This is a genomic window from Streptomyces sp. SBT349 (assembly GCF_001083795.1).
Taxonomy (GTDB): domain Bacteria; phylum Actinomycetota; class Actinomycetes; order Streptomycetales; family Streptomycetaceae; genus Streptomyces.
Map to the genome: position 1 here is coordinate 1 of NZ_LAVK01000204.1, position 13,646 is coordinate 13,646.

A 13,646-nucleotide genomic window follows, 5' to 3' on the forward strand; every position below is an offset into this window, starting at 1 on the left:
GCGGTGTACATGTCCAGCACGGTAGCACCCCTCACATGACGCGTCATGGGCCGAAGCGGAAGTCCGGGAAGAGACAACGCGCGATTCCGGAAAACGATTGCTGGGGGAAGTGCGCCGGCGCGTGCCGGTGCTGCTGGTGTCCAACGCGACCACGCGTCTCGAGGCGGACCTCGCCGCGCTCGGCGTGCTGCCGGGGCGGTCCTTCGACGCCGTCGTGAACTCCGCCCGGGTCGGGGCGGCCAAGCCCGACCCGCGCATATACCGCCTCGCGGCCGAGCGCGCCGGGGTGCCGGTGACGAGATGTCTCTTTGTCGATGACACGGAGGCGAACGTCACAGCCGCCCGCGGCCTCGGCATGACGGGCCTCCACTACCGGCGTGTCGCGGAACTCCGCGAGGCCCTGGCCGCCGTGGTGCAAATGGCTGCAAAACCGGACAGTGAGCCAGGCCGTCACTCGGACGAGGGATGAGCGGCGTGTAAGTTCCCCGGCAGGCCCGCTCCACGAAGGGACGAGGAACGGTGAACAAGAAGCTCGCGGTGGCACTGTCGGGTTGTGCGGCGCTCCTCCTCACGCTTCCGGCGTGCGGCGGCGACGACAACGCGGAGGCCGACGAGTGGGCCGGGCAGGTCTGTGACCAGCTACAGCCCCAGGTGGAGAAGATCCAGGGCGCCTACGCCGCCATCGCCGAGGTGAGCGAGGGCAACCGGGACCCGCAGGAGGTCCAGGAGGTCGACGCGACCGCGTACCAGGACATCTCCGACGCGTACTCCTCCCTCGCCGAGGCCGTCGAGCAGGCGGGCGACCCGCCCGTCGACAACGGCGCGCAGGTGCGCGAGGACGCCGTCTCGGCCCTCAACGGGCTCTCCCGCTCCTTCGCCGGCCTGAAGGAGGACGTGGAGGGCCTGAACACCGAGGACCAGGCCGAGTTCGCCGATGGGCTGAGCGAGATCCTGCCGCGCCTCGAGGAGCTGGGGCAGAGCGGGAACGACGCGCTGAACGAGCTGGAGTCCGGCGAGCTCGGCGAGGCCCTGGGCCGCCAGGAGGGCTGCCAGAGCCCGCCGCCCACCCCCTCCCCTTCGGCCGAGGACGGCCAGGGTGCGAACGAGGGCGCCGGGGACGAGGGCGCCGGGGACGAAGGTGCCGGAGACGAGGGCGGCGAGGAGAGCCCGGCGGAGGGCGAGAGCGCGGACCAGTGACCTGGCGCCGGGGCGCGGTCGCCACAATGGGGGCGTGCGCATCACCGGTCTTCCCGCCCCCGGCCCAGGCACCCCGCGACTGCGCGAGGCGTTGCTGACCGCCTCGTTCACGCCCGAGGGACTGCTCGACCTCCTGGGACCCTCCGCCCACGCCGCCCTGGCCCGGGGCGAGACGGTCCCGGCCCTTCGCGCCACCCACCCGGACGACGGGCCGCTGGCCGTGCTCACCCGGCTGTTCCTGCTGCGGCGGCCCGTCGCGTACGGCGTGGCGCGGGGCGCGCTGCCGCTCGACGAGGCGCTCGGCGAAGGATGGCTCACGCGCGATGGCGACGAGGTGCGCGCGACCGTCGAGGTGCGCCCCTACGCGACCGAAGGCGCCCCGGGCGGCGACGGCGACGGCGCCGGCAGCCGGGACGGCTGGATCGTCTCCGACTCCCGTGGCGCCCCCGGGGCGGACGGAGCCGCCGGGCAGGCGCCCGACGTGGTGCTCGGCGCCGGGGGCGCCTCCGCCACCCTGGCCGCGCTGACCGTCAGGACACCCGTCGCCCGTGCGCTCGACCTGGGCACCGGCAGCGGCGTCCAGGCGCTCCACGCGTCCCGCCACGCCGACCTGGTCACCGCCACCGACGTCAACCCGCGCGCCCTGCGCATGACCGCCCTCACCCTCGCGCTCTCCGGCGCGCCCCCCGCCGACCTGCGCCTGGGCTCCCTGTTCGACCCGGTGGCGGACGAGCCCGGCTACGACCTCATCGTCTCCAACCCGCCGTTCGTGATCTCGCCCGCCCGCGACGGCGCCGGCCTGACCTATCGCGACGGCGGGATGGCCGGGGACGCGCTCTGCCGCACGCTGGTGCGGCGTTCCGCGGCGCACCTGGCCGAGGGCGGCCACTGCCAGCTGCTCGCCAACTGGGAGCGGACCGAGGGCGAGGACTGGCGCGAGCGGCTCGCCGCCTGGGTGCCGCCCGGCTGCGACGCCTGGATCGTGCGGCGCGAGGAGCAGGACGTCGCCGAGTATGCCGAGCTCTGGCTGCGCGACGCGGGCCTGCACCGCGGCGACCGGGCCGCCTACGAGGCGGCGTACGGGGCGTGGCTGGACGAGTTCGCCGCGCGGGGCGCCCTGGCCGTCGGCTTCGGCTGGGTCATGCTGCGCAGGACCGGCGCCGAACGCCCCGCGATCCGCGTCGAGGACTGGCCGCACGCCGTCGAACAACCGCTCGGGGACACCGTTCTCGCCCACTTCGCCCGCCAGGACTTCCTCCGCGACCGCGCCCGCGACGACGACCGCGACCGCGACGGGGGGCAGGCCGGGCTGCTGTCCGCGCGGTACGTCCTGGCCGAGGGGGTGGTCCAGGAACAGGTCGGCGCGCCCGGGGCCGAGGACCCCGAGCACATCGTCCTGCGGCAGCGGCACGGCATGATGCGCGCCACCGCGCTGGACACCGTCGGAGCCGGTTTCGCCGGAAGCTGTGACGGAACACTCGTCGCGGGGACGATCCTTGACGCGATCGCATCCCTGCTCGGAGAGGACCCCTTCACGCTGCGTGAGGGGGCGGGCGCATGGCTGCGACCACTGGTTGAGCAGGGCTTTCTCCTTCCGGCCGGGTGAGCGTGGAGGCCCCCGGGCGGGCGGGCCGCACCGTCGGTGACTGTTCACGGACAACATGCCGGGCACGGCCGGGCGGCGGGAATGGCGGATCTCGGGTTACCGTTCGAGATGCGTTGCGGGGTTTTCCCATTTGACACGCAGCAGGGATGTACCGTCACACTCCGCATCGTCAGTACTTTCCCCCGGGCTGCAGAGAAGAGCAGATGTTGTCCCCGACCAGCGAAGCCGCGAACGGCCGACGTCGACTTGTCATCGTCGAGTCGCCCGCGAAGGCCAAGACGATCAAGGGCTACCTCGGCCCCGGTTATGTGGTCGAGGCCAGCGTCGGGCACATCCGAGACCTCCCGAGCGGCGCCGCCGAGGTGCCCGCCCGGTACAAGGGCCAGCCCTGGGCCCGCCTCGGCGTCAACGTCGACGCCGACTTCGAGCCGCTCTATGTCGTCAACAGCGACAAGAAGGACCAGGTCAGGAAGCTGAAGGAGCTCCTGGCCGACTCCGACGAGCTCTACCTCGCCACGGACGAGGACCGCGAGGGCGAGGCCATCGCCTGGCACCTGAAAGAGGTGCTGAAGCCCAAGGTCCCGGTCCGCCGCATGGTCTTCCACGAGATCACCAGGGACGCCATCCGCGCCGCCGTGAACAACCCGCGCGAGCTGAACCAGCTGCTCGTCGACGCCCAGGAGACGCGCCGCATCCTCGACCGCCTCTACGGCTACGAGGTCTCCCCCGTGCTGTGGAAGAAGGTCATGCCCCGGCTCTCCGCCGGACGCGTGCAGTCCGTCGCCACGCGCCTGGTCGTGGAGCGCGAACGGGAGCGGATCGCGTTCCGCTCGGCCGAGTACTGGGACCTCACCGGCACCTTCACCACCGTCCCCGAGGACGGCGCGTTCGACGCCAGGCTCACCGCCGTGGACGGACGGCGCGTCGCCCAGGGCCGTGACTTCGGCTCGGACGGGCAGCTGAAGAACCCGGGCCAGGTCCAGCAGCTCAGCGAGGAGAGCGCCCGCGCGCTGGCCACCGCGCTCCAGCAGACGGCGTTCGCCGTCCGTTCCGTCGAGTCCAGGCCGTACCGGCGCTCTCCCTACGCGCCCTTCCGCACCACCACGCTCCAGCAGGAGTCCTCGCGCAAGCTCGGGATGGGCGCCAAGGCGACCATGCAGGTCGCCCAGCGCCTGTACGAGAACGGGTTCATCACCTATATGCGCACCGACTCGACCACGCTGTCCGACACGGCGGTCTCCGCCGCCCGCGCGCAGGTCGCGCAGCTCTACGGTGCCGACTACCTGCCGGACCGGCCGCGCGTCTACGCGAGCAAGGTGAAGAACGCGCAGGAGGCGCACGAGGCGATCCGCCCCTCCGGGGACCGCTTCCGCACGCCCGCCGAGACCGGGCTGACGGGTGATCAGTACCGGCTGTACGAGCTGATCTGGAAGCGGACCGTCGCCTCGCAGATGAAGGACGCGGTCGGCCAGTCGGTCGCCGTCCGGGTCGCGGGCACCAGCGCGGACGGGCGGGACTGCGAGTTCAGCGCGACCGGCAAGGTGATCACGTTCCACGGCTTCCTCAAGGCCTATGTCGAGGGCGCCGACGACCCGGGCGCGGACCTGGACGACCGCGAGCGCAGGCTGCCGCCGGTCGCCGAGGGCGACCCGCTGGCCGCCCGGCGGATCGCCGCCGACGGCCACGCCACCAAGGCGCCGGCCCGTTACACCGAGGCGTCGCTGATCAAGGAGCTGGAGGAGCGCGAGATCGGCCGCCCCTCCACCTACGCGACGATCATCGGCACCATCCTCGACCGCCGCTATGTCTTCAAGAAGGGCACGGCGCTGGTCCCCTCGTTCCTCTCCTTCGCCGTGGTCAACCTGCTGGAGCAGCACTTCGGACGGCTGGTCGACTACGACTTCACGGCCAAGATGGAGGACGACCTCGACCGCATCGCCACCGGCGACGCCGAGGCCGTGCCGTGGTTGCGGCGCTTCTACTTCGGCGCGGACGGCGGACGGCCGGTCGGCGGCGGCGCCGCCGACGCGGGGAACGGCGACGGCGACCACCTCGGCGGGCTGAAGGAGCTGGTCACCGACCTGGGCGCGATCGACGCGCGGGAGATCTCCTCCTTCCCCGTCGGCGACGGCATCGTGCTGCGCGTGGGGCGGTACGGGCCCTATGTGGAGGCGCCGCCCGACCCGAAGGCCGGGCCGGACGAGTCGGCGCGGCGCGCGGACGTGCCGGATGACCTGCCGCCGGACGAGCTGACCGTCGAGCTGGCCCAGGAGCTGCTGGACAAGCCGAGCGGCGACTTCGAGCTGGGCACCGACCCGGGGACGGGCCATCAGATCGTGGCCCGCGACGGGCGCTACGGCCCCTATGTCACCGAGGTGCTGCCGGAGTCCGTGCCGACCACCGGGAAGAACGCCGTCAAGCCGCGCACCGCCTCGCTGCTGAAGTCGATGACGCTGGACGCGGTGACCCTCCAGGACGCGCTGCGGCTGCTGTCCCTGCCGCGCGTGGTGGGGGCGGACCCGGAGTCGGGCGAGGAGATCACCGCGCAGAACGGGCGGTACGGGCCGTATCTGAAGAAGGGGACGGACTCGCGTTCGCTCTCCACCGAGGAACAGCTCTTCACCATCACGCTGGACGAGGCGCTGGCCATCTACAGCCAGCCCAAGCAGCGCGGGCGCGCCGCCGCCAAGCCGCCGCTGAAGGAGCTGGGCGGCGACCCGGTGACCGGGCGTCCCGTGGTGGTCAAGGACGGGCGGTTCGGCCCGTATGTGACGGACGGGGAGACGAACGCGACGCTGCGCCGCGACGACGACCCTGAGACGATCACGCCGGAGCGCGGGTACGAACTGCTGGCCGAGAAGCGGGCCAAGGGCCCGGCGAAGAAGACCGCCAAGAAGGCGGTGAAGAAGGCCACCGCGAAGAAGGCGCCGGCGAAGAAGGCCACCGCGAAGACGGCGACGAAGGCGGCGGCGGCCAAGAGCGCCGCGAAGACCGCGACGAAGGCGGCGGCCAAGAAGGCTCCCGCGAAGAAGGCTCCCGCCAAAAAGGCCGCGGGTGCGAAGAAGTCCGCGGCCGAGCCGTCCGCCCCTTCGGAGCCGAGCGCGGAATAGCCAACGGTCGGGGCGGCGCCGGAGGCCGTTCGCACAGGGCGGGGGAGCGTCCGCGGTCGCAACTGCCATCGTTTCCCGGGCAAATGTTCGGGTGGGTGGCGCTCCCCTCCTCCGCGGCGGTTACGCTGGCCGAATGACGCGAGCAGAGCAACCAGAGGTTGTCGACCCCGCCCGCGGCGCCACCGACGAGGCGCTTGCCGCGGACTCCCGCGAGCGCGCCAGGCGCGCACTGCTGCAGGTTCCCGAGCTCCGCCGGCTGTGGGAGGCCCGGGTCACCGGGGGCATCGGTGACGCCCTGGGCACGCTGGTGCTGCTCCTGCTCGCCGTGCAGGCCGCCCTGTACGCCCCGGCGGGTGGCGAGCCCGTGTTCGGCGGCGACTACCGCGGCGTGGCGCTCGCGCTCACGGTCGCCCTGGGCGTGCGCCTGGTCGCCACGCTGCTGGCGGGCGTGCTGCTGCTGGGCCCCATCGCCGGACTGCTGGCGCCCTCGGGGCCGCTGGACCGCCGCTGGACCATGATCGGCGCCGACGGGCTGCGCGTGGGGCTGCTGATCGTCGCGCCGCTGTGGATCGACTGGGTGCCGGACAGCGCGTACGTGTGGATCCTGCTCACCATCCTCGTCACCGGACTGGCCGAACGGGTCTGGACCGTCGCGAGGGACTCCGTCGCCCCGGCGCTGCTGCCCGCGCCGCCCCTTGAGGGCGCCGCCGTCCGGCCCCTGCCGGACCATCAGGAGGCGCTGCGCCGCCTGTGGCTGCGCAGCGGGTATGTCACGATCCCGGCCGCCGCGGCGGTGCTCGTCGCGGCCGGTCTCATCAGCAACCTGCTGGCGACGCAGCTCGACTGGTTCGCCGAGCACCAGGCGGCGATGGGGTCGTATGTGGCCGCCGGGTTCTTCGCCGCGGCGATCTCGGTCGTGTACTTCCTGAAGCTGCCCGGCACCGAGCCGCGGCGGCCGGTCTCGCCCCTGGAGGGCCTGCGCCGTCCGTCCGCCGGGACCGGCACCGACAAGGGCAGGACCGGCGCCATCTCGGTGCTGGTGTTCGGTGGCGCGGCGGCGGCGGCCTCCATCGCCGCGGCGGTGGCGCTCGGCGTCCTGCATGTGGCCGATCTGGGCGGCGGGCCGGTCCTGTTCGGGCTGCTGGTACTGGCGCTCACCGGGGGCGTGGCCGCCGGCGTGCGGCTCGCGCCCGCGACGCTTCCCGCGTTCTCGCGCCGTCGGCTGTTCGCGCTCGCGCTGGCGCTGAACGGGCTCGGGCTGTTCGGCACCGGGCTGATCTCCGACCCGGCGACCGTGCTCTTCACGGCGGTGGTCACCGGCGCGGCGGCGGGCGTCGCGGCGCACACCGGGCACACGCTGCTCGACCAGGAGACCGAGGACTTCCGCCGCCCGCGCCTGACGCGGCATCTGCACGCGGTGACGCGGGTCGCCATCGGCCTCGCGGTGGTGGTGGCCCCGCTGGCCGCCGCGCTGATCGGGCCGCACCGGGTGGAGCGGGGCGACTTCGTCATCGACCACGGCGGTGCCGCGTTCACCCTCATGATCATCGGAGCGCTGCTGTTGCCGGTGGCCGCGGTGGTGCTCGGCCGGACGGACGACCGGCGCGGGGTTCCGCTCCGGCGTGACCTGACGGACGCCCTGCGCGGGGGGCGTGAGCCGGAGGCGGCGCCGTTGGCCACGGGTTTCTTCATCGCGGTCGAGGGCGGCGACGGCGCGGGCAAGTCCACGCAGGTCGAGAAGCTGGCGGAGTGGATCCGCGGCAAGGGCCACGAGGTGGTCGTCACCCGCGAGCCGGGCGCGACCCCGGTCGGCCAACGGCTGCGGACCATCCTGCTCGACGTCTCCTCGGACGGCCTGTCGCACGAGGCGGAGGCGCTGCTGTACGCGGCGGACCGCGCCGAGCACGTCTCCTCCGTCATCCGCCCGGCCCTGGAGCGGGGCGCGATCGTCGTCTCCGACCGGTACACCGACTCCTCGATCGCCTACCAGGGCGCGGGCCGTGACCTGTCGTCGACCGAGGTCGCCCGGATCTCGCGCTGGGCGACGGGCGGCCTGGTGCCGCACCTGACCGTGCTGCTCGACGTCTCGCCCGAGACGGCGCGCGAGCGCTTCACCGAGGCGCCCGACCGGCTGGAGTCGGAGCCGAGCGAGTTCCACCAGCGGGTGCGCGGCGGATTCCTGGCGCTGGCCGCCGCGGACCCGGCGCGTTACCTGGTGATCGACGCCGGGCAGGACCCCGAGTCCGTCACCGCCGCCGCCAGGCACCGGCTCGACCAGATGCTGCCCCTGTCCGAGACCGAGATCCGGGCGCAGGAGGAGGCGCGGCGGCGGGCCGAGGAGGCCGAGCGCCTGCGCGCGGAGGAAGAGCGGAAGCGCAAGGAAGAGGAAGAGCGCCGGGAGCGCGAGCGGCAGGCGGAGCTCGCCCGGCTGCGCGCCGAGGAGGAGGAGCGCAAGCGGCGCGAGGAGGAGGAGCGCAAGCGCGCGGAGGAGGCGCGTCGCATCGAAGAGGCGCGGCTGCGTGCCGAGGAGGCCCGCCGTCAGGCCGAGGAGGATCGCCGCCGCCGCGAGGCGGAGGAGCGGGTGCGCCGCGAGGAGGAGGAGCGCCGCCGCCGCGAGGCCGAGGAGGAGGCGCGACTGCGGGCGCAGGCCGAGGAGCGGCGCCGGGAGAAGCAGCGGAAGGCCGAGGAGGCGCTGCTCCGTGCCGAGCAGGCGCGGCTGGCCGCCGAGGACAACACCGACACGGTCCAGGTGCCGCTGCCGCCGAACCCGGACAACGAGCAGACCGCCATCATCCCGCGCGGCGAGGGCCCGGAGACGTCGGATCAGACGCGTCCGCTGCCCCGCCTCAGCGAGGAGGAGGCCGCAGCCCACGCCGCGCAGCGTTCGCGCCGCCCCGAGTGGGCGGAGGAGACGCCGCTCGACGACGTTCCCACGCTCGCCGACGAACTGCTCGGCCCGCACCGGGACGAGAACGCCGGTCCCGGCGCGGACGACGGCCGGGATGGCGGCGAGGGCGAGGAAGGGCACGACGGCCGCGGCCGCCGGCGCTGACGTGGACGAGGGTCCGGTCCGCTCATGGGGCGGCCGGGCCCCTTCCCTGTCCGGACCCTCCGGACTCTCCGGACCCTCCGGACCCCTCCGCCGCGAACGTGGCGCCGGGGCGGCAGGTGACGCTGCCGAGGGTCAGTTCATGGCCGTCGACGCGCAGCCGCAGGGCGCTGACGGTCAACGAACCGTCGGCCTCGGCGGTGTGCTCGTTGAGGACGGCCCGGCCGATGCCGTCGGGGAGTTCGACGGTGGTGCCGGGTGCGGGCGCCCGGTCGAACGTGATCTCCGCGACGCGCGGAACGGTGACGGCCGCCTCGGTCAGGACGGCCGAGCCCTCGGGCTCCGCGCCGGGGACGGCCGAGCAGTGGGCGTACACCGGGCCGGTGCGCAGCACGGCGGGGCCGAAGTCGATGTCGGCGCCGTCCACTCCGGCTCGCGCACCGACGCGCCCCGTCGCGTCGTCGCCCGTGGCGGCGGCCGTGACGCCGCGCGCGCTCCCGAGTGAGCCGAACGCGACCGTCGCGAGCGAGACGCGCTGCGGGCCCGCGGGGTGGGTGGCCTGGACCTCGGCGAGGGCGGGGGTCGCGCCGTGCGCACCCGTCCGGATGCGGGCGAACGCGCCGAGGCCCGAGCTGGAACCCTGGTCCGCGGCGGCTTCCGTATCGGCGCCGGCACCCGCGTCGGCCGGGGTGCGGGGTGCGGCGGCGGCTGTGGCCACGGTCCACACGGGTGCCGCACCGGGGGCGGCGACGAGGAGGGCGACGGAGCACAGCGCTGTGCGCCGGGCGCCACGGAGAGTGCTGATCATGCGGTAAACATCCCAGATGGTCGCTATGGGGTGAGGCTGGCGTCACGGAACGCTCACACCAGGTTCCGCCGAACGGCCCCGGTTGTCAGTGGGGTGGCGCAGAATGAACGCGAGACCGAGTGGGACCGGCCGCGGCGGGGGCGCCGTGGGAGCGGAGGAGAGGGAGGGGCCATGACCGTCTGGGACGACCTGGTCGGCCAGGACCGGGTGACGGCGCAGCTCACCGCCGCCGCCCGCGACGCCCACGCCTATGTGAAGGCCGTGACGGGCGGCGAGGAGCCGGAGCTGGCCGGTTCCTCGATGACGCACGCCTGGCTGTTCACCGGCCCGCCCGGCTCGGGCGGGGCCACCGCCGCCCGCGCGTTCGCCGCCGCGCTCCAGTGCGTCAGCCCCGACCTGGCGCTCGGCGGCAGCCCCGGCTGCGGCTTCTGCGACGGCTGCCACACCTCACTGGTCGGCACGCACGCGGACGTCGAGGTCATCCGCACCGACCTGCTCACCATCGGCGTCAAGGAGACCCGCGAGCTGGTGCGCCGCGCGCAGCTCTCCCCGGCTGGAGGCCGGTGGCAGGTGATCGTCATGGAGGACGCCGACCGCCTCACCGAGGGTGCGGGGAACGTGCTGCTGAAGGCCGTCGAGGAGCCCGCGCCGCGCACCGTCTGGCTCCTGTGCGCGCCCTCCACCGAGGACGCCCTGCCCACCATCAGGTCGCGCTGCCGCCACCTCGCGCTGCGCACCCCCCCGGTCGACGCCGTCGCCGACGTCCTGGTGCGCCGCGACGGCGTCGAGCCCGATGTCGCGCGGGCCGCCGCCCAGGCGACCCAGGGCCACATCGGGCGCGCCCGTCGGATCGCCACCGACGAGGCCACCCGCGCCCGCCGGGCGGCGGTCCTGGCCATCCCCGCGCGGCTGACCGACGTCGGCGGCTGCCTGCGCGCCGCGCAGGAGCTGGTGGACGCCGCCGCCGCGGACGCCAAGCAGCTCGCCGAGGAGCGCGACGAGAAGGAGACGGAGGAGCTGCGCGCCGCGCTCGGCGGCGCCGAGGGCAGGCGGCTGCCGCGCGGCACGGCGGGCGCGATGAAGGAACTGGAGGACCGCCAGAAGCGGCGCGCCACCCGCACGCAGCGCGACGCCCTCGACCTCGCTCTCACCGACCTCACCGCCTTCTACCGGGACGTGCTGGCCCGCCAGTTCGGCAGCGGCGTGGCCCTCGCGGGCGGGGAGAGCGCCGCCGCGATCGAGCGGCTGGCCGCCGCCTCGCGGCCGGAGCAGACGCTCCGCCGGATGGAGGCGATCCTGGCCTGCCGCGAGGCGCTCGACCGGAATGTCGCGCCCCTTCTCGCCGTCGAGGCAATGACCATGGCCCTTCGCTGAGCGGCTACCCTCACAGAACGACTCGGCACGCACGTACCACTCAGCACGGGGGACTCATGCGCACCACCGGCCGTCTCACCTTGGCCCTCCTCACATCAACGGCCCTGCTCCTCACCGCCTGCTCCTCGAACGACCGGCCCGACGAGCGTTCCCCTGCCGCCTCGGGCAGCGACTCGCCGTCCCCGGCGCCCGACGCGCCCGCGCTGGAGCCGCTGCCCGAGGAGATCCCGGGCGAGCTCCAGGCCTACTACGAGCAGGAGCTGAACTGGACGTCCTGCGGTGCGACCGGCTTCCAGTGCGCGACCCTGACCGTTCCCCTCGACTACGAGAACGCCGATGAGTCCGGCGACATCCAGCTCACCGTCACCCGCGCCCGCGCCACCGACGCGGACGGGCGGATCGGCGCGCTCCTGATGAACCCGGGCGGACCGGGCGCCTCCGCCGTCGACTTCGCGCAGGACTCGGCGAACTACCTGTTCCCGCCGGAGGTTCGCGCCCAGTACGACATGGTCGGCCTGGACGCCCGCGGCACGGGCCGGAGCGAGCCGGTGGAGTGCCTGAGCGGCGAGGAGATGGACGACTACACGCTCACCGACCGCACCCCCGACTCGGATGCCGAGGTCGAGGAGCTGCTGGCCGCGTTCGACGAGTTCGCGGCGGGGTGCCAGGAGCGTTCCGGCTCCCTGCTGAGCCACATCTCGACCATCGAGTCCGCCCGTGACATGGACATCCTGCGCGCGGTCCTCGGCGACGAGCAGCTGCACTACGTCGGCTTCTCCTACGGCACCAAGCTCGGTGCCGTGTACGCCGGGCTGTTCCCGCAGCGCGCCGGGCGGCTGGTGCTCGACGCCGCGATGGACCCCAGGCTTCCCACCCTCAACACCGACCGCGAGCAGGCCGGCGGCTTCGAGACGGCGTTCCGTTCGTTCGCCGAGGACTGCACCTCCCGCCAGGACTGCCCGCTGGGCACGGGCGACGCCGACTCCGCCTCCGGGGCTCTGCTCGACTTCTTCACCGCCGTCGACGCCGAGCCGGTGCCGACCGGCGACGCCGAACGACCGCTGACCGAGTCCCTGGCGGCCACGGGCGTCTCGTTCGCCCTGTACGCCGAGGACTTGTGGCCCATGCTGCGCCAGGCGCTGACCGCGGCGATCGACGAGGGCGACGGCGCGGCGATGCTCGACCTGGCCGACATGTACAACGAGCGCGAGCCGGACGGCACCTACGGCACCACGATGTTCGCCTTCCCGGCGATCAGCTGCCTGGACAGCCCGGCGGGCAACTCCGACCCGGACGCGGTCCGTTCCGCGCTCGACTCCTACGAGGAGGCGTCGCCGACGTTCGGCCGCGACTTCGCCTGGGCGACCCTGCTCTGCGCCGCCTGGCCCGTGGAGCCGACCGGCACCCCGATCAGCATCGCGGCCGCCGGCGCCCCCGACATCCTGGTCATCGGCACCACCCGCGACCCGGCCACCCCCTACGCCTGGGCCCAGGGCCTGGCCGAACAGCTGGACTCCGGCGTCCTCCTCACCTACGACGGCGACGGCCACGGCGCGTACGGCGGCGCCAGCTCCTGCGTCGACTCCGCGGTCAACGACTACCTGCTCGAGAATGTCAGCCCGGAGGAGAACACCACCTGTTGATGGCCTGCGATGATGACCGCATGCCATGCATCCGTTACCGCACCGCCATATCGGCGCAGACCGAAGGCGATCCACTCCCACCCGGAGTTACCGAGCAGGAGCTCAGCACCCACCTGACCACCTGCCTGGACTGCCACCGCTGGTCCAAACGCCTCCGGGCGCTGCGCGCTGCGACGGACGACCTGCTCCGCAGAAGGCATTCGGAGGCGCCCTCCAAACCTGTGTAGACTGGCCAGCGCTGCGCCCCACCAGGACGCAAGCGCCCCGCCGCCTTAGCTCAGTCGGCCAGAGCGACGCACTCGTAATGCGTAGGTCAAGGGTTCGATTCCCTTAGGCGGCTCAGATAAAGCCCAGGTCATCTAGCTTCTGACCTGGGCTTTTGCCTTGTGCGCGATCATCGGTCGTCGGGGTGGTGGTTGACCGCTCCTCCCGCCGTTCGCGGTGGTGTCCGTCCCGCCGAGGCGGTGCACAGCGGGGGGTGGAAGCAGTTCCCAGGGAAGCCCGCGGTGTCCGTAGCGGGGTTCCATGTCGCACCGGATCGCGGAGGACTCCTTCCGGCCCTGGGAGTGGTGGGCGCGCGCACGTGGTGGCGTGCTCGGTTCAGCCCGGGAGGGTGTGCTGGATGCGGGTGAGGGCGAAGACGCGTTCGTCGTCGCGGAGGTGGCACCAGGCGTAGAGGAAGGGTGGGTCGAGGTCGAGCTCGCTGAGGGTGCGTACGGTGGCGGCGCCGGAGGCCGCGATGTAGGCGATGGTGACGGGGCCCTTCTGGTCGATGGCGTGGGCGAGTTGGCGGCGGTCGGTGGGGGAGAGCTGGGGTGCGGCGCCGGCCACCAGCCTCAGGGTGGCGGTGTCGCGGGGG

General features: G+C 73.6%; 8 protein-coding genes, 1 tRNA gene and 1 pseudogene. 8 read left to right on the forward strand and 2 right to left on the reverse strand.

Annotated elements, in window-relative coordinates:
* Nucleotides 1-82: 82 nt before the first annotated feature.
* The 5 genes and pseudogenes from ADY01_RS22715 to tmk form a co-directional block, all read left to right on the forward strand.
* Nucleotides 83-469: pseudogene (locus ADY01_RS22715) on the forward strand (HAD-IA family hydrolase); the annotation flags it as partial.
* Nucleotides 470-519: 50 nt separating this feature from the next.
* Nucleotides 520-1,197, forward strand: coding sequence for a hypothetical protein (locus ADY01_RS22720; protein WP_063784312.1), 678 nt, complete (start codon nucleotides 520-522; stop codon nucleotides 1,195-1,197).
* A gap of 34 nt (nucleotides 1,198-1,231) precedes the next feature.
* Nucleotides 1,232-2,803 (forward strand): DUF7059 domain-containing protein, encoded by a 1,572-nt coding sequence (locus tag ADY01_RS22725; RefSeq protein WP_049576819.1) that lies wholly within the window; start codon nucleotides 1,232-1,234, stop codon nucleotides 2,801-2,803.
* 206 nt (nucleotides 2,804-3,009) lie between these two features.
* Nucleotides 3,010-5,913 carry a type I DNA topoisomerase gene (gene topA, locus ADY01_RS22730; RefSeq protein ID WP_049576849.1) on the forward strand — a complete coding sequence of 968 codons (2,904 nt, stop codon included), beginning with the start codon at nucleotides 3,010-3,012 and terminating at the stop codon, nucleotides 5,911-5,913.
* A gap of 133 nt (nucleotides 5,914-6,046) precedes the next feature.
* Nucleotides 6,047-8,965, forward strand: coding sequence for a dTMP kinase (gene tmk, locus ADY01_RS22735; RefSeq protein ID WP_049576822.1), 2,919 nt, complete (start codon nucleotides 6,047-6,049; stop codon nucleotides 8,963-8,965).
* A 22-nt stretch (nucleotides 8,966-8,987) separates the two neighbouring features.
* Here tmk and ADY01_RS22740 read toward each other — a convergent pair whose 3' ends face one another.
* The gene (locus ADY01_RS22740) at nucleotides 8,988-9,770 is read right to left on the reverse strand and encodes a hypothetical protein (protein WP_049576824.1); all 783 of its coding nucleotides are present in this window, start codon (nucleotides 9,768-9,770) and stop codon (nucleotides 8,988-8,990) included.
* A 171-nt stretch (nucleotides 9,771-9,941) separates the two neighbouring features.
* Between ADY01_RS22740 and ADY01_RS22745 the strand changes: the two genes are divergently transcribed.
* The 3 genes from ADY01_RS22745 (at nucleotide 9,942) to ADY01_RS22755 (ending at nucleotide 13,127) form a co-directional block, all read left to right on the forward strand.
* A complete protein-coding gene (locus ADY01_RS22745; RefSeq protein WP_049576827.1) occupies nucleotides 9,942-11,144 on the forward strand; it encodes a DNA polymerase III subunit delta' in 1,203 nt (400 codons plus the stop codon).
* 56 nt (nucleotides 11,145-11,200) lie between these two features.
* Nucleotides 11,201-12,787: an alpha/beta hydrolase gene (locus tag ADY01_RS22750; RefSeq protein WP_049576831.1), complete on the forward strand. Its 1,587-nt coding sequence runs from the start codon at nucleotides 11,201-11,203 to the stop codon at nucleotides 12,785-12,787.
* Nucleotides 12,788-13,053: 266 nt separating this feature from the next.
* Nucleotides 13,054-13,127: transfer RNA gene (locus ADY01_RS22755), tRNA-Thr, on the forward strand.
* Nucleotides 13,128-13,387: 260 nt separating this feature from the next.
* Here ADY01_RS22755 and ADY01_RS22760 read toward each other — a convergent pair.
* Nucleotides 13,388-13,646, reverse strand: a 259-nt coding sequence (locus tag ADY01_RS22760; RefSeq protein ID WP_049576834.1) for a WYL domain-containing protein, incomplete at its 5' end; no start/stop codon positions are given.